Origin of the sequence: Streptomyces sp. NPDC002734 (assembly GCF_040295685.1) — a bacterium.
Taxonomy (GTDB): Bacteria; Actinomycetota; Actinomycetes; order Streptomycetales; family Streptomycetaceae; genus Streptomyces.
Map to the genome: position 1 here is coordinate 71,230 of NZ_JBEOVU010000017.1, position 22,747 is coordinate 93,976.

Annotated in this window: 21 protein-coding genes and 4 pseudogenes; 14 read left to right on the forward strand and 11 right to left on the reverse strand. The window is 71.7% G+C overall.

The genetic code is table 11. The annotated features are described in order from the left end of the window. Positions 1 to 38 precede the first annotated feature (38 nt). Both map and xynA read left to right on the forward strand, forming a co-directional pair. Positions 39 to 806, forward strand: coding sequence for a type I methionyl aminopeptidase (map, locus tag ABT026_RS17315; protein WP_351115340.1), 768 nt, complete (start codon positions 39 to 41; stop codon positions 804 to 806). A 312-nt stretch (positions 807 to 1,118) separates the two neighbouring features. After that, positions 1,119 to 1,805 (forward strand): endo-1,4-beta-xylanase XynA, encoded by a 687-nt coding sequence (xynA, locus tag ABT026_RS17320; RefSeq protein WP_351115341.1) that lies wholly within the window; start codon positions 1,119 to 1,121, stop codon positions 1,803 to 1,805. Positions 1,806 to 1,825: 20 nt separating this feature from the next. Here the strand turns inward: xynA and ABT026_RS17325 are convergent, their stop codons facing one another. Then, entirely contained in the window at positions 1,826 to 1,978 is a 153-nt protein-coding gene (locus ABT026_RS17325; RefSeq protein ID WP_351115342.1) for a hypothetical protein, read from the reverse strand. 18 nt (positions 1,979 to 1,996) lie between these two features. Here ABT026_RS17325 and ABT026_RS17330 point away from each other — a divergent pair, with 18 nt between their 5' ends. The 4 genes and pseudogenes from ABT026_RS17330 (at position 1,997) to ABT026_RS17345 (ending at position 4,337) form a co-directional block, all read left to right on the forward strand. Continuing rightward, positions 1,997 to 2,647, forward strand: coding sequence for a ribonuclease FAU-1 family protein (locus ABT026_RS17330; protein WP_351115343.1), 651 nt, complete (start codon positions 1,997 to 1,999; stop codon positions 2,645 to 2,647). Positions 2,648 to 2,669: 22 nt separating this feature from the next. Beyond that, positions 2,670 to 3,112, forward strand: a pseudogene (locus tag ABT026_RS17335) (nucleotidyltransferase family protein); the annotation flags it as partial. 104 nt (positions 3,113 to 3,216) lie between these two features. After that, positions 3,217 to 3,447 (forward strand): annotated as a pseudogene (locus ABT026_RS17340) (DUF4190 domain-containing protein); the annotation flags it as partial. A 164-nt stretch (positions 3,448 to 3,611) separates the two neighbouring features. Next, a complete protein-coding gene (locus ABT026_RS17345; protein WP_351115344.1) occupies positions 3,612 to 4,337 on the forward strand; it encodes a septum formation family protein in 726 nt (241 codons plus the stop codon). Between the two features lie 65 nt (positions 4,338 to 4,402). On the opposite strand, the gene ABT026_RS17350 is transcribed toward ABT026_RS17345, so the two are convergent. Further along, positions 4,403 to 4,960, reverse strand: coding sequence for a GNAT family N-acetyltransferase (locus ABT026_RS17350; protein ID WP_351115346.1), 558 nt, complete (start codon positions 4,958 to 4,960; stop codon positions 4,403 to 4,405). Between the two features lie 104 nt (positions 4,961 to 5,064). On the opposite strand from ABT026_RS17350, the gene ABT026_RS17355 reads away from it, so the two are divergent. From ABT026_RS17355 to tpg, 5 genes and pseudogenes are all read left to right on the forward strand, one after another. Further along, the gene (locus ABT026_RS17355; protein WP_351115347.1) at positions 5,065 to 5,538 is read left to right on the forward strand and encodes an HIT family protein; all 474 of its coding nucleotides are present in this window, start codon (positions 5,065 to 5,067) and stop codon (positions 5,536 to 5,538) included. A 157-nt stretch (positions 5,539 to 5,695) separates the two neighbouring features. Further along, complete coding sequence (locus tag ABT026_RS17360) at positions 5,696 to 6,061, forward strand: hypothetical protein (protein ID WP_351115348.1); 366 nt, start codon at positions 5,696 to 5,698, stop codon at positions 6,059 to 6,061. A gap of 12 nt (positions 6,062 to 6,073) precedes the next feature. After that, positions 6,074 to 6,235 (forward strand): annotated as a pseudogene (locus tag ABT026_RS32180) (hypothetical protein); the annotation flags it as partial. Between the two features lie 423 nt (positions 6,236 to 6,658). Next, a pseudogene (gene tap, locus ABT026_RS17370) lies at positions 6,659 to 8,634 on the forward strand (telomere-associated protein Tap); the annotation flags it as partial. Positions 8,635 to 8,649: 15 nt separating this feature from the next. Further along, positions 8,650 to 9,207, forward strand: coding sequence for a telomere-protecting terminal protein Tpg (tpg, locus tag ABT026_RS17375; RefSeq protein ID WP_351115352.1), 558 nt, complete (start codon positions 8,650 to 8,652; stop codon positions 9,205 to 9,207). Positions 9,208 to 9,309: 102 nt separating this feature from the next. Here the strand turns inward: tpg and ABT026_RS17380 are convergent, their stop codons facing one another. Beyond that, positions 9,310 to 9,570 (reverse strand): hypothetical protein, encoded by a 261-nt coding sequence (locus tag ABT026_RS17380; protein ID WP_351115353.1) that lies wholly within the window; start codon positions 9,568 to 9,570, stop codon positions 9,310 to 9,312. Between the two features lie 284 nt (positions 9,571 to 9,854). Between ABT026_RS17380 and ABT026_RS17385 the strand changes: the two genes are divergently transcribed. Further along, on the forward strand, positions 9,855 to 10,751 hold the full coding sequence (locus tag ABT026_RS17385; protein ID WP_351115355.1) for a helix-turn-helix domain-containing protein: 897 nt from the start codon (positions 9,855 to 9,857) through the stop codon (positions 10,749 to 10,751). A 61-nt stretch (positions 10,752 to 10,812) separates the two neighbouring features. Here the strand turns inward: ABT026_RS17385 and ABT026_RS17390 are convergent, their stop codons facing one another. Continuing rightward, positions 10,813 to 11,325 carry a MarR family winged helix-turn-helix transcriptional regulator gene (locus ABT026_RS17390; RefSeq protein WP_351115356.1) on the reverse strand — a complete coding sequence of 171 codons (513 nt, stop codon included), beginning with the start codon at positions 11,323 to 11,325 and terminating at the stop codon, positions 10,813 to 10,815. 91 nt (positions 11,326 to 11,416) lie between these two features. On the opposite strand from ABT026_RS17390, the gene ABT026_RS17395 reads away from it, so the two are divergent. Beyond that, the gene (locus ABT026_RS17395) at positions 11,417 to 13,561 is read left to right on the forward strand and encodes an MMPL family transporter (RefSeq protein ID WP_351115357.1); all 2,145 of its coding nucleotides are present in this window, start codon (positions 11,417 to 11,419) and stop codon (positions 13,559 to 13,561) included. A 281-nt stretch (positions 13,562 to 13,842) separates the two neighbouring features. Continuing rightward, positions 13,843 to 14,331, forward strand: a complete 489-nt coding sequence (locus ABT026_RS17400; RefSeq protein ID WP_351115358.1) for a DUF4265 domain-containing protein — start codon at positions 13,843 to 13,845, stop codon at positions 14,329 to 14,331. Between the two features lie 165 nt (positions 14,332 to 14,496). Here the strand turns inward: ABT026_RS17400 and ABT026_RS17405 are convergent, their stop codons facing one another. The 7 genes from ABT026_RS17405 to ABT026_RS17435 all read right to left on the reverse strand — a co-directional run bounded on the left by ABT026_RS17405 (position 14,497) and on the right by ABT026_RS17435 (position 22,670). Then, positions 14,497 to 14,787 carry a hypothetical protein gene (locus ABT026_RS17405; protein ID WP_351115359.1) on the reverse strand — a complete coding sequence of 97 codons (291 nt, stop codon included), beginning with the start codon at positions 14,785 to 14,787 and terminating at the stop codon, positions 14,497 to 14,499. 528 nt (positions 14,788 to 15,315) lie between these two features. Beyond that, entirely contained in the window at positions 15,316 to 16,317 is a 1,002-nt protein-coding gene (locus ABT026_RS17410) for a sugar phosphate isomerase/epimerase family protein (RefSeq protein ID WP_351115361.1), read from the reverse strand. A 92-nt stretch (positions 16,318 to 16,409) separates the two neighbouring features. Next, positions 16,410 to 17,603, reverse strand: coding sequence for a Gfo/Idh/MocA family protein (locus ABT026_RS17415; RefSeq protein ID WP_351115362.1), 1,194 nt, complete (start codon positions 17,601 to 17,603; stop codon positions 16,410 to 16,412). 102 nt (positions 17,604 to 17,705) lie between these two features. Further along, positions 17,706 to 18,743: a substrate-binding domain-containing protein gene (locus ABT026_RS17420; protein WP_351115363.1), complete on the reverse strand. Its 1,038-nt coding sequence runs from the start codon at positions 18,741 to 18,743 to the stop codon at positions 17,706 to 17,708. A 31-nt stretch (positions 18,744 to 18,774) separates the two neighbouring features. Beyond that, positions 18,775 to 19,824, reverse strand: a complete 1,050-nt coding sequence (locus tag ABT026_RS17425) for an ABC transporter permease (protein ID WP_351115364.1) — start codon at positions 19,822 to 19,824, stop codon at positions 18,775 to 18,777. Beyond that, the gene (locus ABT026_RS17430; RefSeq protein ID WP_351115438.1) at positions 19,821 to 21,329 is read right to left on the reverse strand and encodes a sugar ABC transporter ATP-binding protein; all 1,509 of its coding nucleotides are present in this window, start codon (positions 21,327 to 21,329) and stop codon (positions 19,821 to 19,823) included. The genes ABT026_RS17425 and ABT026_RS17430 overlap by 4 nt, the downstream gene beginning before the upstream one ends. Before the next feature lie 159 nt (positions 21,330 to 21,488). After that, positions 21,489 to 22,670, reverse strand: a complete 1,182-nt coding sequence (locus tag ABT026_RS17435; RefSeq protein ID WP_351115440.1) for an ROK family transcriptional regulator — start codon at positions 22,668 to 22,670, stop codon at positions 21,489 to 21,491. Between the last annotated feature and the right edge of the window lie 77 nt (positions 22,671 to 22,747).

Sequence of the window (22,747 nt, forward strand, 5' to 3'; positions counted from 1 at the left end):
TCGAGGCGGACGCCTCCGAGACGGGAGTTCCAGGACACATGGTGGAGATCAAGACCGACGCGGCGCTCGACGCGATGAGGGAAGCGGGGCGCGTGGTGGGGCAGGCCCTGGCGGCGGTCCGTGAGGCGGCCGCCGTGGGGGTGTCCCTGCGGGAGCTGGACGAGGCGGCCCGTGAGGTCCTTCGGAAGGCGGGCGCCACCTCCCCGTTCCTGGGTTACCGGCCCTCCTTCGCCCCGGTCCCCTTCCCCGCCGTCATCTGCACCTCGGTCAACGACGCCGTCGTCCACGGCATCCCCACCACCTACCGCCTGGCCGACGGCGACCTGGTGAGCGTCGACTGCGGCGCCCGCCTCGACGGCTGGACCGGCGACGCCGCGATCACCTTCACCGTCGGAACGCCACGCCCGGCCGACGTCGCCCTGATCGACGCCACCCGCCGCGCCCTGGACGCGGGCATCGCCGCCGCCCGGGTGGGCGGCCGGATGGGCGACATCTCCCACGCCATCGGCTCCGTCGCCCGCGAGGCCGGCTGCGGCATGCCCGCCGACTTCGGCGGCCACGGCATCGGCCGCCAGATGCACGAGGACCCCCACGTCCCCAACCGCGGCCGCGCCGGCCGCGGTTATCCGCTCCGCCACGGCCTCGTCCTCGCCATCGAGCCCATGCTCATGGCCGGTGGCAACGACGCCTACCGCACCGACCCCGACGGCTGGACCCTCCGCACCACCGACGGCAGCCGCGCCGCCCACATCGAGCACACGGTCGCCATCACCGACCAGGGCCCTCGCATCCTCACCCTGCCCTGACGGCGTCCGCCGCGCGCCGCTGCGCCCTTTCGCCCTCGTCGCCGAAACTTGCGAGATCCGGCGAAAGTCGATCCCCACCCGTTCCCCGTGAAAGCCGGGAACCCGCACCCCCCTTCCCTCCGCAGCGTCCGCCCCACGTCCACGACCTGCACCATTCACCCACTCCCAACTGGACCTTCACGCAACGACTTTCGCAACACCGGTCGAAAGTATTGACACACCAGGCGGACCGTCACGAAACTCGGCGTTCTGCAAGGCCGCCCGGGTGTCCCACGACCGCCCGGCGCCCGCCAGCCTTCGGCAGGAGGAGTCGTGCACGACGAGAAGACCCCCGTCCGGGGACCGAGCCGCAGGGGCTTCATCGGCGGCACGGGAGCCCTGGTCGCCGCCACCTCGGGGCTGCTCCTGCCCGGCACGGCCCATGCCGACACGACGGTCACGGCCAACCGGACCGGCACGGACAGCGGGTTCTTCTACTCCTTCTGGACCGACGCCCCCGACACCGTCTCGCTGACGCTGCAGCCGGGCGGCGCCTACAGCACCACCTGGCGCAACACCGGCAACTTCGTGGCCGGCAAGGGATGGAGCAACGGCAGCCGCCGCACGGTGCGTTACTCCGGAAGCTTCTCGCCCTCGGGCAACGCCTACCTGTGTCTGTACGGGTGGACCGCGAACCCCCTGGTCGAGTACTACGTCGTCGACAACTGGGGCGCCTACCGTCCGACCGGCTCCCCCCGGGGCACCGTCACCAGCGACGGCGGCACCTACGACATCTACCAGACGACCCGGTACAACGCGCCGTCCGTGGAGGGCACGAAGACCTTCAGCCAGTTCTGGAGTGTCCGGCAGCAGAAGCGCACCGGGGGCGCCATCACCACGGGCAACCACTTCGACGCCTGGTCCCGCGCCGGCATGGAGCTCGGCAGCCTCAGCCACTACATGATCATGGCCACCGAGGGCTACCAGAGCTCCGGCGCCTCCAGCCTCACGGTCGGCTGAAGGCTCCCTGCCCCCTCAGGTCACCCGCCGCCCGTACGGCCCATTTCGTCCGCCTCCAGCAGCGTGCCGACGAAGCGACGACACACATGGACCCGCGCGAACGCACCGCTCGCCGTGCCCTCTTGCTCCAGCGGAGTATGGAGGAAGACACCGACGGCATCGTCGGCCCGCACGAACGAGAGGACACCCGCATGCACAGGTTCAGCACGGGCCGAACCGTGGTCCGTCGGGACGTGCACCGCTCCGGCCGGGTATGGAGCGAGCACGCGCTGCGCGTCATCGAGGACACCGGCGAGACCCTTCTGGCGGCCTGTCCTCCGGGAGCCGAGACCCGCTGGCCCACCCTCTACACCCAGGCCCGCGCGGACGGGGACCGCTCGATCCGGCTGGCCGCCTTCGACGCGATGGCGACCGACACCTGGGAGCTGACCGCCGCGACCTGGCAACAGACCGAGGTACTGCTGTGGAGGCCGCAGCACGCCTGGTTCAGCGTCAACGCCTTCTACACCGCCGCCGGGCTGCGGACCTGGTACGTGAACTTCGAGCATCCCGCCACCCGCACCCCCGACGGCTACGACACCCTCGATCTCACGGTCGACCTCCTCGTCGCCCCCGACCTGACCACCTGGCGCTGGAAGGACGAGGACGAGTACGCGCACGTGCGACGCCTCGGCATCGTCACCGACACCGAGCACGAAGCCGTCAACTCCGCCCGCGACGAAGCCCTTTCCATGATCGAGGAACGTTCCGGCCCGTTCGCCGACGCCGCCGCCTGGCAGACGTGGCGTTGGGATTCTCTGTGGCCCACCCCGCGCCTGAGCGACGGGCGCGGCGAGCACTGATCGGACCCCTCCCGCTCGACTCTACTTCGACGACCACGACCTCTCCTGGGAGGCGGAGGACGCGGTCATCAGGACCGGCGGGAGGTCTTCGCCGGTCTGCCCGCCGAGGTCGAGATCCGCAACGAGGCCCGTGTGCACCTCTGGTACGAGGAGAAGTTCGGTGTCCCGTGCCCGCCGTACACCTCCACCGAGGCCGCGATCGACAGCTTCGCCGCCACCACCTGCTGCCTGGGCGTGCGCCTCGACCCGTCAGGGCGATGGCGGGTGTACGCACCCCACGGTCTAGCCGACGTCTTCAACCTCGTCGTCCGCCCCAACCCGGTGCTCGCTCCGCGTGAGGTCTACGAGACCAAGACGTCCCGATGGCGCCGCCAGTGGCCCGAACTCACCGTCCTGGACTGGCCCGCCCCGACGGGCGAACTCCACCCGCCCGGCTCCGCGTGCCATGAAAGCCGGGGGCGGTGAGCGCTCGAAAGCGGGGGCGGTGAGCGACTGAAAGATGGCGTGCGCATAACATGCGCACGCCATTCACCCGTCGACATGTCATGTCCTCACGAGGAGCACCATCCATGGCCACCGACCAGCCCGAACCGCACAGACCCGGCACCCCCGAGGTCGACCTCAGGCCCGCCTACGACCGGTTCGCCATCGCCGCCCTGGCGTCCGGCCTCCTGTGCTTCGTCCCGCCACTCGGTCTGATACTCGGCGCGGTCGCCCTCGTCGGCATCAGAAGGACCGGTCGGCGTGGCCGGGGTCCGGCGCTCGCGGGGATGGCTCTCTCCGCCACCGGCACGCTGCTCATGGTCCTGTTCTTCACCACTACGGGCGGCGAGGCCCTGCGGGAGAAGCTCCTCAAGGGCCTGGGGCAGGGCCCGGACAGACCTCCGTCACGGCAGGCCTGGAGCCCCGTGACTGTTTCGACGAGCCGGGTGCGCCGAAGGACCCGGCGGATCTGGCGACGTACGTGGTCGCCGACATCGACGAGGCGTCCTGCGAGGACCCCCACGACGGTGAGGTGTACGGACGCTTCGATCTCCCGGCCGGCGCGTTCCCGGGGGACGGCGAGGTGGTCGCCGTGGTCGACAAGTGGTGCACGGAGCGGATGAGTTCGTACAGTCCGGACGCCTGGAAGCTCTACGGGCGTGCACGCCTCAACTTCTACCCTCCGTCGGAGGAGGACTGGGCCCGCGGCGAGCGCGGCGCCGTCTGCGCGTTCGCCCCGGCGGAGTACGGCGACCAGCTCACCGGGTCGCTCCGTCAGGACGGCAACGCGCTTGACCGTCACCAGCGGACCTACCTGGACGCCGCCGGCCAGTTGAACGCCGCCCTGGCCCGAGTGCCGCTCGACGACGTGGAGGAAACCCTCGTCCATCACCAGGAGTGGGGATCCTATGTCGCCGGCTACCTCGGGCTGTTCGCCCAGGACCTGCGGGACCACAAGTGGGAGGAGGAGGCCGCCCCGCTGGCCGCCGAACTCGCCGAGGCGGCCGACGGCGTTCGCGGCGAGTGGGAGAAGCTGGCGATGCTGGAGGACGTCGACGAATTCTGCGACCAGTGGGCCGTGGCCGAGCAGACGGTGGCGGACGACGTCGCCGGAACGGTCGCCGCGCTGCGCACCCAGCTGAAGCTGTCCACCCCCCGTCCCGTCACCACCGAGTACCAGTACCCGCAGTCTCCCCTGCTGTTCTGAAGAGCTGTGCTCAAGAAGACCGGGGGTGCCGAGCGACGGAAGACTCGGCGGGCGGGCGCCGGCTCCTACGCCGGCTGCCACTCCCGCCGGAGCAGCCCGAAGACCCACGAGTCGGAGACCTCGCCGTTGACGACGCAGTCCTCCCGCAAGGTCCCCTCACGCACGAAGCCGAGCTTCTCCAGCACGCGGGCCGAAGCCACGTTGCGCGTGTCGGTCTCCGCCTGGACGCGATTGAGGTCGAGCGTGTCGAACGCCCACCGCAGCAGAGCGTGCGCGGCCTCGGTCGCGTAGCCGTGGCCCCACGCGGCCTCGCCGTAGCAGTAGCCGAGCGACGCGCTGCGGTACTCCGGATTCCACCCGGCCACGGTGCACCAGCCGATGAACGCCCCGTCGGAAGCACGCTCCACGGCCAGCCGCGTCCCGGTGCCGTCCCGTTCCATCTGCCGGCAGACCTCGAGGAACCGTTCAGCGCGTGCGCGGTCCGTCCACGGCGGCGAGTCCCAGTAACGCAGCACGTGGGCGTCGCTGTGCAGCGCGAAGAGATCGTCCGCATCGGTGGCCTCGAAGGCACGCAGCCGAAGGCGAGCGGTCCGCAACGCCGGTGTGGGCAGCGATGCCCCCATGGGTCCTCCCGTGATCGGTGACCGGCCCATCAGACAGCTGCCCCGCAACACCCGCAACGGGTTTTCCCGGCGGGTTGCTTCTCCGCGGGTTGTAGGTTGCGGTCATGGCTGGTGACTGGCGGTCCGACCGGATCGGGGCCGCACTCAACGGGGAGAACCCGACCGTGCTGCGGCGGATGACGGCGGGGTACGCGGTGATCGGGGACGTGCAGTTCCTGCCGGGCTATTCGGTGCTGCTCGTCGACGAACCGGACGTGCAGCGACTGTCGGACCTGCCGAGGTCGAAACGGCTCGCGTTCCTGTCCGACATGGAACAGCTCGCAGAAGCGGTCGAGCGGGCCTGCCGGCGGTCGGACCCCGCGTTCCGCCGGGTCAACCTGGAGATCCTCGGAAACACGGATCCGTTTCTGCACGCGCACGTCTGGCCGAGGTTCGACTGGGAACCTGCTGATCTTGTGGGCAAGCCGGTGTGGCTGTACCCGCCCGAGCGGTGGCACGACGAGCGAACCGAACTCGGCGCTCGGCACGACCCGCTGCGGGAAGCGATCCGCAGCGAATTGGACCGGCCGCGCTCGTGACCGGGGCGCGAGCACCGGCGCGAGGGGCGTGGAGTCCGTCCCGAATGCGGTGGCCGTGCGTGGCTCCAGCCACGTGAAGCAACGGAACAACGTTTCGTTGCTCGGTGATAAGTTGTCCCGCATGTCTTCCGATGTTCGGGATGCTGCCCGTAGGCGGTTGTCCGCTCTGACCGCACCCGCGGACGTGGCAGGCGGTGAGGTCGCGGCGGTTCGGCTCGAGGAGGACTCCGCCCTGATAGGGCGCTTCCTCGCGACGGTCGGCACCGCTGCGGACGGTGCGGAGGGTGCGGACGGCTCGGGCCGAGCGGCTGTCGAGGACAGCGGGGCGGCGCTGAGTCTGCTGGAGAGCATGCGGGCGGCGCTGGACGAGGTGGAGGCGCAGGTGGTCATGGAGGCGCGTCGCCGCGGTCTGGACTGGCGGCAGATCGCCCGCCACCGGGGCCTGAACTCCTCCCAGGCGGCCTCTCAGCGCCATCAGCGGCTGGTGACGCGGCTGGAAGAGATCCGCCAGGGCGTCAGGTAAGGGAGAAGTCCGGTGACGCATCAGCAGCCAGAGCTCTTCGCTGCCGTCGATTCGCTTCTCGCCGCGGTCGACGACGGCCGTCTGCTGCCGGCCCCTGCCGAGCGGAGGCGGCTGCGTGAGGCAGCCGGGCTGAGCGAGGCTGCCGTCGCCCAGGCCCTGGGCGCGCGGGTGGCGAGCGTCCAGGCGTGGGAGGCCGGCCGCTCGGAGCCCAAGGGCGAGCGCCTGGAGGGTTACCGTCGGCTGCTCGACGGGCTGGCTGCCCGCCATCCCGCCCCCGCCGGCCCTGCGGTTCCCGCCCCCGGGAGCACCGCCCAGGCTTCCGCCCCCGGGAGCACCGCCCAGGCTACCGCCCCCGGGAGTACCGCCCAGGCTCCCGCCCCCGGGAGTACCGCCCAGGCTCCCGCCCCCGGGAGTACCGCCCAGGCTCCCGCCCCCGGGAGTACCGCCCAGGCTCCCGCCCTCGGCGGCGCCGCGACTCCGTCCCTCGGAGCGGCTGGCGCTCCCGCCCCGGGCGGCGGCACCAGCGCGCCTCCCGCTCCGGGCACCGCCGAGGCTTCAACCCCCGACACGGTTCCGGCTCCGGCCCCCGCAACGGGTGCGGCTCCGACCCCGGGAGCGGCTGAGGCCGCGGGCCCCGCCACGACTCCCGCCCCCAGTGACCCCCAGCCCCCGCCGCCGCGCCCGCGACGTCCCTCCCATCACGCACCGCCCCGCCGTCACCGCCCCGCCGTCCCGCCGCGCGGAAGCCCGCCCGGGCCGGAGTGAAGGCCTCGACGCCGGCCGGAACCCCGACGGCTGCCGGCAACCGCAAGGCGCCCCCCGCCCCCACCCCGGCAGCGGACGACCCCCGCTTCGCCAACGGCCCCCTCGCGGTCCTCGACGCCGACCCGAACGGCAAGGTGCGGGCGTACTGTGTCGGCGGCCTGGTCCTCGACGTGCCCGCCACCACCCTCCCCGCTCTGGTGGAGTGGACGCTCGACGAGGCCAAGCTCGGTCAGCCCAGGCTGTCCGGGCCGGGCAAGGACGCCGACCCGCTCCTCGTCCTGACCGGGACCGCCCTCGAGCGCTACGGCCTGCCCACGGCCCTCACCGACGCCGAACGGCTCGCCGGACGCCTCCCCGAGAGCCACAAGGCCGTCAAGCAACTCGCCCGTGCCCACTGGCAGCTCACCAAGCGCGGCCTGGGCCCGTGGGCGCGGATCTACCGCCCCGCCCAGGGCGCGGAGCGCTCCTGCGTCCAGCTGTGCGTCCCGGCATGGAACGCCCTGGACACCCGCCACTGGGGTGAGGCCGCCGACCTCGCCCCGGCCGACCTCGCCCGGGTGCTGGGCCTGTACGCCTCCCGCGTGACGACGCCCCGCGGCTCCACCGCAGTGACCGGTCTGGAACTGATGACCGCCCTGCACCCGCCCACCCGCGCCTCCGCGCCCGACGCCGAGGGCAGGAGGCACTCCGAACACAACCCGGGATCGCTGGGCAGCCACCCCGTCGACCCGGCGCCGTGCGAGGCACCGGACGGCCACCCCGTCCTGGCCGACCTTCCGCGCTTCCACATCCGCGGACCGGAGCAGAAGCTGTTCGAGGAGGCCTACGACTGGGCCCGCCCGATGACGGACGACGAGTGCACCCTGCGGCACCTGGTCGGCATCGACGTCAACATGGCCTTCGCCGCCGGCGCCAACGGCCTGACCGTCGGCCTCGGGGCGCCCACCCACGTCACGCGCCCCGAGTTCGACCTCAAGCTCCCCGGCAGCTGGCTGGTGGACCTCTCCCACGTCGACCTGTCACGGGTCAAGGTGGGCAAGGAGTGGGTCCGGCTCGACGCCGGCCTGCTGCCCTCCCCGTTCACCCCCAAGGGCGAACGACCCGAAGGCCCGGGCTGGTACGCCACCCCCACCGTCGCGTACGCCGTCGAACTCGGCTACGGCGTGCAGCCGTTGGAGGCCTACGTACGCCCCGAAAGCGGCCGCTACCTGGACGGTTGGTACCAGCGACTGCGCGACGCCTACCTCGCCACGATGGCCGACCTCGGCGTCCACCCCGACATGCCCGCAGCCGACTTCCTCACCGCGATGCGCCACCACAAGGAACGCGACCCGCACCTGGCGATCGTCGTCTCCGCGATCAAGGCCACCGTCAAGGGCGGCCTCGGCAAACTGCGCGAACGACCCCGCGGCGAGGGCTGGCGACCGGGCCTGCCGTGGCGCGCCCTGTCCCGGCCGACGTGGCGGCCCGACATCCGCGCCGCCGTCATCTCCCGCACCCGGGTCAACCTCCACCGCAAGATCGTCAAGCACGCGGCGTTCACCGGCCGGTACCCCGTGGCGGTCCTCTCCGACTGCGTCGTCTACGCAGCCGCCGGCCCCTCGCCGCTCGACCTCCTGCCCTACCGCGACGGCAAGCCGCTGCCCGGCGGCTTCAAACTCGGCGTCAACCCCGGCCTGGTCAAGCACGAGGGCACCCAGAGCGTCCTGTGGGGCGAGGAGGTCCGCGAACGGTTCGACGCCCCGGACCTCAACCTCGCCCGCTACATCAAGGACGGCAGCGTCACCGACACCGACAACCGCGAATAGGGGAGAGGACAGGCGATGAGCATGTTCGCGGACGGCCTGGACGCCGCCGTCGAGAAGGCGTTCACCCGCCCGGTGCCCAGAAGGGCGGGCACGCAGATGCGCTACCTGGTCAAGCAGCTCGGCGGCACCAAACCGGTCGCCCAGCTGCTGCGCGTCTCCCAGCGCACCGTGGAGCGGTACGTGAAGAACCAGATCAAGAAGCCCCGCCCCGACCTCGCGGCGCGCCTGGAGCGCGAGGTCAGGAAGCGCTGGCAGCCGCAGGTCCGGGCCAAGGCCAGGGCCAGGGCCGCCACCACCGACGGCATCGTCATCGACACCCGCGCCCGCCTCGGCTACACCGCGCCGATCGGGTCGACCGACCAGGACCGCGTCCGGCACCTGACCGTCGCCCTGCCCCCGCAGCACGCCGCCCGCCTCTTCGACGCCCACCAGGCCGGCGCGGGCGACCAGCAGCTCCAGCAGATCGCCGCCGAAGCCCTCAGGGAGGTCTACTTCCAGGACAACGGACGCCGCGCCGGCAGCCTGGAGGAGGTCCGCTTCACCGACGTGGAGCACCTGGAGTTCGAGCTCTGACAGCCGCCGGTCGCAGGTCCAGGGGGCGGCCGCCGACACCCCGTCGGGGCAAAGTCGCCGGCCCCACCCCGACGGGGCGAGGCCGACGACGGCTCGAGCGGGTCAGCGGTTGGTCCACAGGTTCCAGAAGAAGGTGCCCTCGGCGCACTGGTAGCGGTCCCAGTGCCCGCGCTCGATGCCCTGCTGGCCCGCCGTCTGGCAACCGCCCAGGGTGACGTACTTGCCGCGATGGACGTCGAGGCCGTCGGCCGCCCGCACGGCGGCCGCACCGTGGGGCGCGGCGAAGGCGGGCGGCGCCGAGGCCGCCCCGATCGCGACCGCCGTGATCGTCGCGAAAGCCGTGAGTGCCGTGCGTACACGCATGATGAAGCCCTTTCGGAGGTGGGTTCGGTCCCGCCGAGCGGCGTGCGCCGGCACGACGGGGACCAGGATCGGAACCGGCCGACGCTCACCCTTGGGGGTGATCCGTCGAGCCGGTACGCCGAGTTTGCGCAGGCAGGCGCGCTTTCACCACCGGATCCCGCTTGATTCACCGATGTCGGGACAAATAGGGTTCTGACCTGCTGGGACGTCATCGTCCCGGGAGGCGGGACGGCCGTGTGGGATCGCGTCGCCCCCGTTGTCCTGCTCGGCGGAAGGGCTCTTCGATGACCGGTTCGCGGCCGGAGCACGACGCGGCGGTACGGAACCTGGCGAACGCGCTGCGCGGACTCCAACAGCGCTCGGGCCGCACACTGCGTGCCCTGGAGGCGCAGGTCCGCATCAGCGACTCGTCGCTCTCCCGCTACTTCCGGGGCGAGAGCGTGCCGGTCTGGCCCGTGGTGCGCGACCTCTGCCGGGCGATGGGCGCCGACCCGGCCGAGTTCCGCGCCGCGTGGGAGGCCGCCGATCGCGCCCGCCGTGGCGAGGAGAGCGAGGGACGCGCCCTCGACCCAGGCCTCCATCCCGCCCTCGACCCCGCCCTCGCTCCCCCCGTCGGCAAAGCCCCCGATGCCGCCGTCGACGCGGCCCCCGATGCCGCCGACGGTCCTCCGCGGCGCCGCGGTCGGGCATGGTGGCACCGGCCGGGCGGCGGGCTGACCCGCGGTGGAGTCGTGGCGGTGGCCGCGACGGCGACCGCCACGGGGAGCCTGGTGACCTGGATGCTGGCCGCCCTGCTGCTTCCCCTGGGCGGGCCGGATGCCCCACAGGCCCAGGGCGCCTCGGGCAGGGCGGGCGGGCAGGGCGAGGCCGGTGTCGTCGTCCACAACGCGGAGGAGGTGTGCCGGAAGCCCCGCACGCACGACTGCGCCCTCTCCCTGGCCTACGACCCCTACCGCCCCTACGTCAGATCCAACGCCGCGGGCCGGGTCTGGCACCACGACCTGCTCCAGGCGCGCTGCACGGTCGCCGACGGCGTCACCGTCACCGACGAGAACGGCAAGCACAGCAGCATCTGGATCCAGGTCACCCGCGACGGCGGGCAGGTGTGGCTCCCCGGAATTCGCGTCGCCCCCGACGAATTGGACCAACTCGCCCGGCTGCTGCCCCGCTGCACCCCCTGAGGCGAGCGCCCTTCGGCCGACGGAGCGCCAAGCTGCCGGGGCCCCGGCGTCGGGCGCCGGTCTACCGGCTCGGCTCCTGACCCTGCCCTCCGCCGAACCGGTCGGCGGCGAGTTCCTGGTTGAGCGTGTGCAGGAAGTCCGCCACCGTGGCGAGCTGCTCGGGCGTGAACTGATCCATCGCCGCCTCGGTGCTGCGCGCCAGCGGGCTGAAGTACTGACGGGCCAGCGCGCGGGCCGCCGGCTTGTACTCCAGGTGCACCACCCGGCGGTCGGCGCTGTCACGTGTCCGGCCGATGTGGCCGGCCCGCTCCAGCCGGTCGATGCATGCGGTGACGGCTCCGGAGGTGAGGCTCAGGCGCTCGGCCAGCCGTGAGGGCGTCATCGGACGGCCCTCCGTGACGGCGGAGTCCATGACGGCGGCCAGAGCGTGGACGTCGGTGGCGTGCAGACCGTGACTGTGCGCGAAGGAGTGCGCGCGCCGGTTGGTCTCGCTGGTCAGCGTCCGCAGCAGGACGGCGAATGCCTGCAGGTCGTGCGCGGTGTCGTTCCGGCTCTCCGGACTGGTCCGTTCCATGACTCCATTCTAAGATCTCTCGATCATTGAGATACTTTATCTTTGAGATATATTGACCTTCGTCCTTCGCTCCGCGTCCGTTGGGAAGTGCATGAACACCCTGCGTCGACCAGTCCGCTGGCTGGTCCCTCTCGTACTCGTCGTCGTCTGGCTCGGCCTCGGAGGAGCTTTCGGCTCCTACGCGGGCAAGCTCGGGGAGGTCGCCACCAACGACCAAGCGGCGTTCCTGCCGCAGAACGCCCAGTCCACCAAGGTCATAGAGGAGCAGAAGGCCTTCAACCAGGACGAGACCCTCCCGGCGATCATCGTCTGGACCGCCGAGGGCGGCGGCCCGGTGGACGCGGCCCAGCAGAAGGCAGCCACCGGCCGGCTCGCCTCCCTGGCCGAGGCCGACGGGGTGGCCGGCACCCCCTCACCTGCGCTGCGCTCCGAGGACGGGGAAGCCCTCCAAGGCGTCGTGCCGCTGAGCCCGGACCTCGGCGACCGGCTCGCCGAGGTGCTGGACGACGTGAAGGCGGCCGCCGCCGAGGTGCCGGGCACCCGCGCGCAGCTCGCGGGCCCGGCCGCCACCCAGGGCGACCTGAGCGAGGCCTTCGCCGGCATCGACGGCATCCTCCTCGGCGTCGCGCTCGCGGCCGTCCTCGTCATCCTGCTGCTCGTCTACCGCAGCGTCCTGCTGCCTTTCACGATCATCATCAGCGCCGTCTTCGCGCTCGGCGTGGCGTGCGCCGTCGTGTACGTCCTCGCCGACCACGACATCGTGCGGGTCGACGGCCAGGTGCAGGGCATCCTGTCGATCCTGGTGATCGGCGCGGCCACCGACTACGCGCTGCTGCTGACGGCACGCTTCCGCGAGGAGCTGTCGCACAGCGGGGACAAGGTGGCCGCGGCCGTCGCCGCGACGCGGGGCTCCTTCGGCGCGATCACCGCCAGCGCCGCGACCGTCGCCCTGGGCCTGCTCGCCCTGCTGCTCAGCGACCTCACCAACAACCGCGCGCTCGGCCCGGTCGGCGCGATCGGCATCGTCTGCGCCGTCCTCACCACGCTGACGTTCCTGCCCGCCGTGCTCGCCCTGATGGGGAAGGCCGCCTTCTGGCCGGCCAAGCCCCGCTCCGCCGACGCGGAGACCGGCGGCCACGGAATCTGGCGACGTGTCGCGCACCGGGTCGACACCAACCCGCGACGGCTGTGGCTCGGCACCATGGTCCTGCTGGTGGCCGGAGCCGCCTTCTTCCCCACCCTGCAGTCGAAGGGCGTGCCGCTGGACGAACTCTTCGTCAACGACGCGCCGTCGGTGGCCGCACAGCAGACCCTCGGCAAGCACTTCCCGGGCGGCTCCGGCCAGCCGGCCGTGATCATCGCGGACGCGGACGAGCGGGCGGACGTGACCGATGTCGCCGCCGCCACGGCCGGGGTGGCCGACGTCCGCGTGGTCACCGAATCCGGCAGGCCGGACGCGGCGCCGCTGGTGGCCGACGGCCGGGTCCGCATCGACGCGACCCTCACCGCCGCACCGGACAGCGACGCGGCCAAGGACGCCGTGAGCGCGCTGCGGGAACGGCTCGAGAAGGTGGACAGCACTGCCCTGGTCGGCGGTTACACCGCGCAGCAGTACGACACCCAGAGCACCGCGGAGGACGACCGCACGCTCATCATCCCCGTCGTCCTCGCGATCATCCTGGTCATCCTCATCCTCCTGCTGCGGTCCCTGCTCCTCCCGGTGCTGCTGGTGGCGACCGTGGCGCTCAACTACCTCGCGACGCTGGGCATCGCCGGCCTGGTGTTCGAGCACGGCTTCGGATTCTCCGGCACGGACGCCTCCGTCCCGCTGTACGGCTTCGTCTTCCTGGTCGCCCTGGGCGTCGACTACAACATCTTCCTGATGTCCCGCGTGCGGGAGGAGACGCTGCGCCTGGGCACGCGGCAGGGCGTCCTGCGTGGACTGGTCGCCACCGGTGGCGTGATCACCTCGGCGGGTGTCGTCCTGGCGGCCACCTTCGCGGCCCTCATCGTCATCCCGCTGGCCTTCCTCGCGCAGATCGCCTTCATCGTGGCCTTCGGCGTGCTGCTGGACACCATCGTGGTGCGCTCGCTCCTCGTCCCCGCCCTGGTCCGCGACATCGGCCCCAAGGTCTGGTGGCCCAGCCGTCTGGCCCGTGCAGGGGCGGAAGAGCAGGATCAGGACCGGCCGGCGGCTCCGGCCGAGGCGGTGGAGGCACAGACGAAGCCGGGCTGATCCGCCTCCGACCATGGCGGCAGGCCGTGGCCCCGTCCGCCCGCCCGTCGCGTTGTGACGGGCGGCGGGCGGTGCCGGTCGCCATGGCCAAGCGGTATCCCAGCGGCCGTCACGTCATGGGCCTGTGCGAAGCCGCAAGGGTGGACCGGCCCAGGCCGTGTTTGAGAAGCCGATCGTCTGGCGGCCATCGGAGCTCTTAGCCAGCTGCCAGCCGGGCCTGGAACGTCGCGTGTGCGTGCTCCGCAGTCGGGGCCGGTGGATGCGAAGTGGATGATGGTCCGGTGACGAACATCAGTGGCGACCACGTGAAAGTCCATTTCCGTATGGAGATGGACGAGGCCGGATGGCCGCCGGCGAGTGTCGAGAGCCTGTGGGCTGTCGACCTGGGCGATGGCACGGTGCGGCTGGACAACACTCCTTGGTTCGTCCGCGGAGTCGCCAGTGGTGACGTCATCGGGGTTCAACCGGATGATGATGGTCTCCTGTGGGCCGGAGAAACAGTGGAGCCCTCGCAGAACTGCACCATCCGGCTCATCGTGCTGAAGGACGGCGGATCCGCCGCTGCCCGACAGAGCGTGCTGGAGGGCTTCCACCGCCTCGGCACGACGGGCGAAGGTGTCGAGCGGTTCGGGATGGTGGCCTTGGATGTCCCACCGCAGGCAGACCTGCCGCAAATTCGCGCCCTGTTGGAGCACGGCGAGTCGAAGGAGTGGTGGCACTGGGAAGAAGGGTGTGTCACTGCCGCCTGGAAGGCCACCGCGCGGCCGTGACGGCAGCGATGCTCCGTCCCGTCCGATCCTTCTCAGGATGATCGACCTGATCAGCCGCAGGCTCACACGAGAGTCGACTCCGAACTGGCGCAATGCCTGACATGTGACAGCACCACGAGCTCGCCGTCGACTGGCGAAGATCAGACCGCCAGGATAAAGACACCTTCAGGTGGCTGGGTTCCGGGCAGGGCAACCGCCCCCGTAGGCATTCGCGTAGATCGGGCTGCCCTCCCTGTCGCTGAGGTGGAAGCAGTAGCCGTTGGCCCACACCGTGACCGAATCGGGTCGGTGCTCGACCTCGAACGGCTCGTCGCCATACGAGGTCCCACCCCAACTCCCTTCACCTGCAGGCGAGTGGGTGACCACGATGCAGGTCTCCTTCGGCCGGATCCGGTGGATGTCCGCCCAGGGCTCCACAGTCAGCTCTAGCAGCTTCTCGCCATCGTTTCTGATCACCAGTCGCGCTGTGCTCCCTGCGAACATTCCAGGCCTTTCGATCTTGCACCGTCACACCCGCCACTGCGCAAGACGAAGCGCGCACGGCACGATCCTCACACGGGTGATTACCCGGACCAAGTCACCTCAGAGTTTCCAAACAACGCTGCCGGGACAAAGCGCTCTGCAAGCGGCACTGCAGTCACTCCGCGCGACCCGTCCGACGGGAATGAAAAGGCGGCGCGAAACACGGTGACACCCGGGCCGCGGTCGGGAACGCTCAGACCGGCGAACTGGGACAAGAAGGCCCGGCCGGCCGGATGAGTCACCAGCCCTGCCTATCCCAGCCCTTGCACCCAAGGCGTCACGTCGACGGCCCGGCCGGGGAACCAGCCAGCACCTGCCAGTGTCTCGGCCACCTCTTCCTCTGGTTCGAAAACTGTCACTGCGTCACTAGCGTCCAAAGGACAGGCGTAGAGCTGTCGTCATTGATCACCCAGGAATCGATCACAAGCACGACGATCTCATGGGCGATTGGGGAGACAGTCCCTAGTTGCCGCCGAAGGCCGCGTCGAAGGAGGCGGCCGGCGGGTCGAAGTCGAAGGCCTTGAGGCGCCGCAACGCCTCAGGGGCACCCTGGAGGCGGTCCATCCCGGCGTCCTCCCATTCGACCGAGATCGGACCGGTGTAGTCGATGGAGCGCAGCATCCGGAAGACGTCCTCCCAGGGAACGTCGCCGTGCCCGGCCGACACGAAGTCCCAGCCGCGCCGCGGATCCCCCCAGGGCAGGTGCGAGCCGAGCCGGCCGTTGCGGCCGTCGAGCCGCTTGCGGGCCTCCTTGCAGTCCACGTGGTAGATCCGGTCGCGGAAGTCCCACAGGAAGCCGACCGGGTCGAGGTCCTGCCACACGAAGTGCGACGGGTCGAAGTTGAGTCCGAAGGCGGGCCGGTGGTCCACCGCCTCCAGGGCCTTCCGCGTGGTCCAGTAGTCGTAGGCGATCTCGCCGGGATGGACCTCGTGGGCGAAGCGCACGCCCTCGGCGTCGAACACGTCCAGGACAGGGTTCCAACGGTCGGCGAAGTCCTGGTAGCCGCGCTCGATCATCGACTCGGGGGCGGGCGGGAACATGGCCACGAGGTGCCAGATCGCCGAGCCGGTGAACCCGATGACGGTGTCCACGCCGAAGGCGGCCGCGGCCCGGGCGGTGTCGGCGATCTCCGCGGCGGCCCGCCGGCGAACGCCCTCGGGTTCGCCGTCGCCCCAGATCCGGGCGGGGAGGATCGCCCGGTGGCGCTCGTCGATGATCGCGTCGCAGACCGCCTGCCCCACCAAGTGGTTGGAGACCGCCCAGCACCTCAGACCGTACTTCTCGAGGAGCCGGCGCCGGCCGTCCAGGTAGGACGGATCGGCGAGGGCCTTGTCGACCTCGAAGTGGTCGCCCCAGCAGGCGAGTTCGAGTCCGTCGTAGCCGAAGTCGCGGGCCAGCCGGCAGACCTCCTCGAGCGGCAGGTCGGCCCACTGGCCGGTGAAGAGCGTGAAGTCGCGGGGCACGGAACGTCTCCTCGGTCGGTTCGGGTGAAGGGCCGGCACCGCGGGCGGCGCCGGGGTCCCAGGGGAGAGGTGGCGGAGGCCGGGGGAGTGGCTCACCCCACCGGGGTGTAGGCGGAGCCCTCGGCGGCGCTCGCCTCCACCGCCGCCAGGACGCGTTGGACCCGCAGGCCCTCGGCGAAGGTGGGGGAGGCCGGTCGTCCGGTGTGCACGGCGTGCACCAGATCGCGGGCCTGGTGCACGAAGCTGTGCTCGTAGCCCAGGCCGTGTCCAGGCGGCCACCAGGCGCCGAGGTACGGGTGCTCGGGCTCGGTGACCAGGATCCGGCGGAACCCGGCGTGCGGGGCGGCCTCGCGGTGGTCGTGGTACTCCAGCTCGTTCAGCCGCTCCAGGTCGAAGGCCAACGAGCCGTCGGAGCCGTTGAGTTCGATGCGCAGGGCGTTCTTCCGGCCGGTCGCGAAACGCGTCGCCTCGAAGGTGGCGAGGGCGCCGCCGGCGAAGCGGCCGGTGAAGACCGCCGCGTCGTCCACGGTGACGGCGCCGCTGCCGGACGACGCGTCCGTGACGGCCAGGCCGATCGAGGCGGCGGCGGGGAGCGGCCGTTCGCGGACGAAGGTCTCGGTGAGGGCGGACACCCCGTCGAGGGTGTCGCCGGTCAGGTACTGGGCGAGGTCGACGATGTGGGAGCCGAGGTCCCCGAGCGCGCCGGAACCGGCGGTCTCCTTGCGCAGCCGCCAGGTCAGCGGGAAGTCGGGGTCCACCAGCCAGTCCTGCAGGTAGACGACCCGCACGTGACGCAGCCTGCCCAGACGCCCGGCGGCGATCATCTCCCGCGCCAGGGCGGCCGCGGGGACGCGGCGGTAGTTGAACCCGACCATGGCGATCTGCCCGCGTTCCTCGGCCGCCCGGGCCGCCGCCGTCATGGCCTCCGCCTCGGCGACGCTGTTCGCCAGCGGCTTCTCGCACAGGACGTGTTTGCCGGCCTCCAGGGCGGCGATCGCGATCTCGGCGTGGCTGTCGCCGGGGGTGCAGATGTCGACGAGGTCGACGTCGTCGCGGGCGATCAGGGCACGCCAGTCGGTTTCGGCGGCCGCCCAGCCGTGCCGCCGGGCCGCGGCGCGGACCGCCCGGGGGTCACGGCCGCCGATCGCGGCGAGCCGGGGTTCCAGGGGCAGGTCGAAGACCCGGCCCACGGTGCGCCACGCCTGGGAATGGGCGGCGCCCATGAAGGCGTGGCCGACCATGCCGATCCCGAGGGCGGGTCGTGCTGACGGAGCGGACTGCGGCATGCGGGTTCTCCTCCTCGTCGACACGCGCTGCTCGGACGGGACCCGCCCGAGCAGCGCACCGTTCGCCCGGCCCCACGGCCGGGCCCGCGCTCGGCTCCGGGATCAGTCGAAGCCGACGGACATGTACCGGTCGACGTTGGACTTGTCGACGACGGCCGAGTACGCGGTGACCTGCGAGGGGATCTCGAACTCGGCGAGGCCGGCGACCCCTTTGCCCTGCCCGAGGGCGCGGGCCAGGTCGATCGCGGAGGCCGCCATGGTCGGCGGATAGAGGACGGTGGCCTTCAGCACCCCGTCGTCCGCCTTGATCGCCTCGAACGCCGACAGCGCTCCGGCCCCGCAGACCATCAGGAAGCCGCTACGACCCGCCTGGTCGACGGCCCGCAGGGCGCCCACGCCCTGGTCGTCGTCGTGGTTCCACAGGGCGTCGAACTTCGGCTGCGCCTGGAGCAGTTGGGCCATCTTCGCTTGTCCGCTCTCGACCGTGAACTCGGCGGCCTGCCGGGCGGCCTTCTTGATGTTGGGGTAGTTCTTCAGCGCGTCGTCGAAGCCCTTGGTGCGCTGCCGGGTGAGCTCCAGGTTGTCCAGGCCGGCGAGCTCGACCACCTTGGCGTTCGCCGTGTCCTTGAGCTTCTCGCCGATGTAGTGGCCGGCGTTGAGGCCCATGCCGTAGTTGTCGCCGCCCACCCAGCAGCGGAAGGCCTGCGGCGAGCTGAAGACGCGGTCCAGGTTGACCACCGGGATGCCCGCTCGCATGGCCTTCAGACCGGTCTGGGTGAGCGCCGCGCCGTCGGCCGGCAGGATCACCAGGACGTCGACCTTCTTGTTGATCAGCGTCTCGATCTGGCCGATCTGGGTGGCGGTGTCGTTGGACCCCTCGGTGATGTCCAGGGTGACGTCGGAGTACTTCTCGGCGCGGGCGCGGGCCTGTTCGTTGATGGCGTTGAGCCATCCGTGGTCGGCCTGCGGGCCGGCGAAGCCGATGGTGACGGCCTTGCCGGGCTTGTCGTCGGCGGCCTGCTGGGAGGAGTTGGTGTTTTCCTTGTCCTTCTCGTTGCTGGTACAGCCCGCGAGGAGGGCGCCGGCCGAAACGGCGGCGGTCCCGAAGAGCAGTCCCCTGCGGCTCGTGAGGTCGGGCATGGTGGTGGACCCTTCTGTCGGCTCGGACGGATCAGGTCAGGTCGTTCTTGACGGTGCGGGACTGCACCAGGACGGCGGCGACGATGATCGCGCCCTTGGCGATCTGCTGGACGTCGCTCTGCAGGTTGTTCAGCGCGAAGATGTTGGTGATGGTGGTGAAGATCAGCACGCCGAGGACGGAGCCGACGATGGTGCCGCGGCCGCCGCTGAGCAGGGTGCCGCCGATGATCGCGGCGGCGATGGCGTCGAGTTCGTAGAGGTTCCCGTTGGTGTTCTGGCCCGAGCCGGAGAGCACGACCAGCATGAACGCGGCGATGCCGCAGCACAGGCCGGACAGCAGGTAGAGGTACAGGCGCTGGCGGCGGACGTCGATGCCGGCCAGCCGGGCGGCCTCCGCGTTGCCGCCGACGGCCACCGTGCGGCGGCCGAAGGTGGTGCGGTTGAGCAGCAGCCATCCGGCGACCGTGACCCCCGCGAAGACCAGCACCAGGGGCGGGACGCCGAGCACGTAGGCGTCACGCCCGCCCAGGTCGAGCACCCCCTCCACGGTCACCCGCTGGGTGCGCCCCTCGGTGATCAGCAGGGCCAGCCCGCGCGCCGAGGCCAGCATGGCGAGGGTGGCGATGAACGGGACCATCGCGCCGTACGCGATCAGCGCCCCGTTCACCAGACCGCAGCCCAGCCCCACCACCACCGAGGTGAACAGGATGCCGGCGAAGCCGAACTCCTGGGTGGCCACCGTCGTCGCCCACACCGACGACAGGGCCACGATCGCGCCGACCGACAGGTCGATCCCCCCGGCGGTGATCACGAAGGTCATGCCGACGGTGACCACGCCGACCACCGAGGCCTGGGTGAGCACCAGCCGCAGGTTGTCGACGTCCCAGAACGCCTCGGGCCGGGTGACGCAACCGGCCACGACCAGCGCGGCGAGCACCCCCAACAGGGACAGGGTCCGCACGTCCAGCCGCGCGAACACGGGCGGCGGCGCGGTGCGGCGGCCCTCGGCGGGCGGCGCCTGCTTCTCCGCACCGGGGGCGGGCGGGGCCCCGCCCGCTGATGGAGACACGGGGTGCGTCATGTCTGGCTCCCTTCGGCAGCCGTGTCGGTGGCGTGCAGCACGAGATCGAGGACCCGGTGCTCGTCGAGTTCGCCGGCCGGCGCGGTGTGCACCACCCGGCCCTCCCGGAGCACCAGGACGCGGTCGGCGAGACCGAGCACCTCGGGCAGTTCACTGGAGACCATCAGTACCGCGAGCCCTTCGTCCGCCAGGCGGCGGATCACCGCGTACAGCTCCGCCCGGGCGCCGATGTCCACGCCCCGGGTGGGCTCGTCCAGCAGCAGGACGCGGCAGCCGCGCAGCAGCCAGCGGGCCAGCACGGCCTTCTGCTGGTTGCCTCCGGACAGGGTGCGCACGGCGGCGTCCGGGTTGTCGGGGCGCAGCGACAGCTCCCGGGTCGCCGCGCGGGCGGCGGCGCGCTCGTCGCGGCGGTCCAGCCAGCCGCCCCTGGCGAACCTGCCGAGTGTGGAGACGGAGACGTTGCGGGTGACGCTGTCCAGCATCAGCAGCGCCTGTGCCTTGCGCTCCTCGGGGGCCAGACCGAGGCCGGCGCGGACCGCGGCGGGCACGCTGCCGGGCCGCAACGGCCGTCCGTCCACCAGGACCCGTCCGGCGGTGGGCCGGCGCGCGCCGTAGAGGGTCTCCAGGATCTCGGACCGGCCGGAGCCGACCAGCCCGGCCAGCCCGACGATCTCGCTGGGCCGCAGGTCGAGGTCGAGCGGACGGAACTTCCCCTCCAGGGCCAGACCCCGGACGGTGAGCACGGGCACCGCCTCGGGCGGACGGGCGGGCCGGGGCGGAAAGGCGTGCTCGACGCTGCGGCCCGTCATCAGGGAGACGATCTCCCGGGTGGGGGTGGTCCGCGCGGGCAGTGCTCCGGCCACCGCCCGGCCGTCCTTCAGGACGGTGACCCGGTCGCCGATGCGGCGGATCTCCTCCAGCCGGTGGGAGATGTACACGACCGCCACGCCCTCGTCGGTGAGGGAGGCGACGATCCGGAAGAGGTTGTCGACCTCGCCGGGATCGAGGGCGGCGGACGGCTCGTCCATCACGATCAGCCGGACGTCGTGGGAGAGCGCGCGGGCCATCGAGACGATCTGCTGCTGCGCGGCGGACAGCGCGCCGACCGGGCGGGCCGGGTCGATCTCCGGGTGCCCGAGCCGGCACAGCAACCGCGCGGAGGCCTCGCGGGCGACACGGGGCCGGACCACGAACCCGGCCCTGGTGGGCTCGTGGCCCAGGTAGATGTTCTCGGCGACCGACAGGTGTCCGACCAGGTCGAGTTCCTGGTAGATAGTGGCGATCCCGAGGCGGACGGCGTCGCTGGGGGAGCGCAGGGAGACCGTCTCCCCGCGCCAGGTGACGGCGCCGCCGTCCGGCCGGTGGACACCTGCCAGCACCTTGATCAGGGTGGACTTGCCCGCGCCGTTCTGTCCGAGCAGGCAGTGGACCTCGCCGGCCCGGACCTCCAGGTCCACTCCGTCCAGGGCGCGGACGCCCGGGAAGGACTTGGTGATCGCGGTCATGGTGAGCAGTGGTGCGGAGGCTTCGGACGGCATGACGCATCTCCCGGTGGTAGGCAGGGCGGCACGGATCGCGCGAGGTCACGGCGGGTACGGCTCGGGGCCGGGCGGTGGCACGGCCCCGGTCGTCGGGGGGTGGGGCGGAGACTGTGTCCGGTGCTGTCAGGCGGGGGAGAACACGTGGTCGCTGATCAGCCGGGCCGCGCCGACCACTCCTGCGGCGGCCCCCAGCTCGTCCAGGACGATCGGCAGGTTGCCGGTCGCCAGGGGGAGGGACTGGCGGTAGACCTGGGTACGGATGGCGGCGAGGAGGTTGTGGCCGAGGCCGGTGACCCCTCCGCCGATCACCACCAGGCCGGGGTTGAAGAAGCTGACGAGGCCCGCGATGACCTGGCCCGCGCGCGTCCCGCCCTCGCGGATCAGGTCGAGACAGGCGGCGTCGCCCGCCGCGGCTGCGGCGCCCACGTCGGCCGCGGTGAGCCGGCCGTTCTCGGCCAGCCGTGCGGCCAGTTGCGGTGAACGCCCCTGCTGGGCGGCCTCCACCGCGTCCTTGGCGAGCGCGGCCCCGCCGAAGTGTGCCTCCAGGCAGCCGCGGTTGCCGCAGGCGCAGCGACGGCCGTCCGGGACCGCCTGGATGTGGCCGATGTCGCCGGCACTGCCGGTGACGCCCCGGTGGACCTTGCCGCCCACCACGATCCCGCAGCCGATACCGGTGCCGATCTTGACGCACAGGTAGTCGTCCACGGAGCGGGCCACACCGGCGTGCATCTGGCCCAGCGCCATCAGGTTCACGTCGTTGTCGACCATGACCGGGCAGCCCAGTTCCTGGCTGAGCGCCTCCCGCACCGGGAAACCGTCCCAGCCGGGCATGATCGGCGGCGCGACCGGAACGCCCTCGGGAAACCGCACCGGCCCCGGAACGCCGATGCCGGCGCCGTCGAATCCCTCCGCCGGCCCCGATCCCTTCAGCTTGGCGGCCATCTCCAGGACCTGCTCGAAGACCGGCACGGGACCTTCTCGCACGTCCATCGGCTGGGTGAGATGTCCCAGCACCTCCAGCTCGGCGTTGGTGACGGCGACGTCGACCGAGGTCGCGCCGATGTCCACACCGAGGAAACGCAGGCCGGGCGCCAGCCGGACGTTGTGCGAGCGGCGTCCGCCCCGGGAGGCGGCCAGGCCGTCGGCGACGACCAGCCCCGTCTCCAGCAACCGGTCCACTTCGACGGCCAGTCGCGACCGCGACAGGTCGATGCGGTCACCCAACTGCGCACGGGAGTGGGGACCTTCGTCCCGCAACAGCCGCAGCAGACGGGCCTGATGGGCATTGGCGGGCCGCGCGGTCATACGTCTCACGATCCCCTCCCGGCCCAACTGCCCTCATTGCGGGTTGCTTTCGCGGAGAACGTAGCAGCGGCAGCGTG

Bases quoted from the DNA above. Each gene is read 5' to 3' on its own strand.
- map (WP_351115340.1), top strand. From the start codon at position 39: ATGGTGGAGATCAAGACCGACGCGGCGCTCGACGCGATGAGGGAAGCG.
- ABT026_RS17330 (WP_351115343.1), top strand. From the start codon at position 1,997: ATGCACAGGTTCAGCACGGGCCGAACCGTGGTCCGTCGGGACGTGCAC.
- ABT026_RS17350 (WP_351115346.1), bottom strand. From the start codon at position 4,960: ATGGGGGCATCGCTGCCCACACCGGCGTTGCGGACCGCTCGCCTTCGG.
- ABT026_RS17355 (WP_351115347.1), top strand. From the start codon at position 5,065: ATGGCTGGTGACTGGCGGTCCGACCGGATCGGGGCCGCACTCAACGGG.
- tpg (WP_351115352.1), top strand. From the start codon at position 8,650: ATGAGCATGTTCGCGGACGGCCTGGACGCCGCCGTCGAGAAGGCGTTC.
- ABT026_RS17380 (WP_351115353.1), bottom strand. From the start codon at position 9,570: ATGCGTGTACGCACGGCACTCACGGCTTTCGCGACGATCACGGCGGTC.
- ABT026_RS17385 (WP_351115355.1), top strand. From the start codon at position 9,855: ATGACCGGTTCGCGGCCGGAGCACGACGCGGCGGTACGGAACCTGGCG.
- ABT026_RS17390 (WP_351115356.1), bottom strand. From the start codon at position 11,325: ATGGAACGGACCAGTCCGGAGAGCCGGAACGACACCGCGCACGACCTG.
- ABT026_RS17395 (WP_351115357.1), top strand. From the start codon at position 11,417: ATGAACACCCTGCGTCGACCAGTCCGCTGGCTGGTCCCTCTCGTACTC.
- ABT026_RS17415 (WP_351115362.1), bottom strand. From the start codon at position 17,603: ATGCCGCAGTCCGCTCCGTCAGCACGACCCGCCCTCGGGATCGGCATG.
- ABT026_RS17420 (WP_351115363.1), bottom strand. From the start codon at position 18,743: ATGCCCGACCTCACGAGCCGCAGGGGACTGCTCTTCGGGACCGCCGCC.
- ABT026_RS17425 (WP_351115364.1), bottom strand. From the start codon at position 19,824: ATGACGCACCCCGTGTCTCCATCAGCGGGCGGGGCCCCGCCCGCCCCC.
- ABT026_RS17430 (WP_351115438.1), bottom strand. From the start codon at position 21,329: ATGACCGCGATCACCAAGTCCTTCCCGGGCGTCCGCGCCCTGGACGGA.
- ABT026_RS17435 (WP_351115440.1), bottom strand. From the start codon at position 22,670: ATGACCGCGCGGCCCGCCAATGCCCATCAGGCCCGTCTGCTGCGGCTG.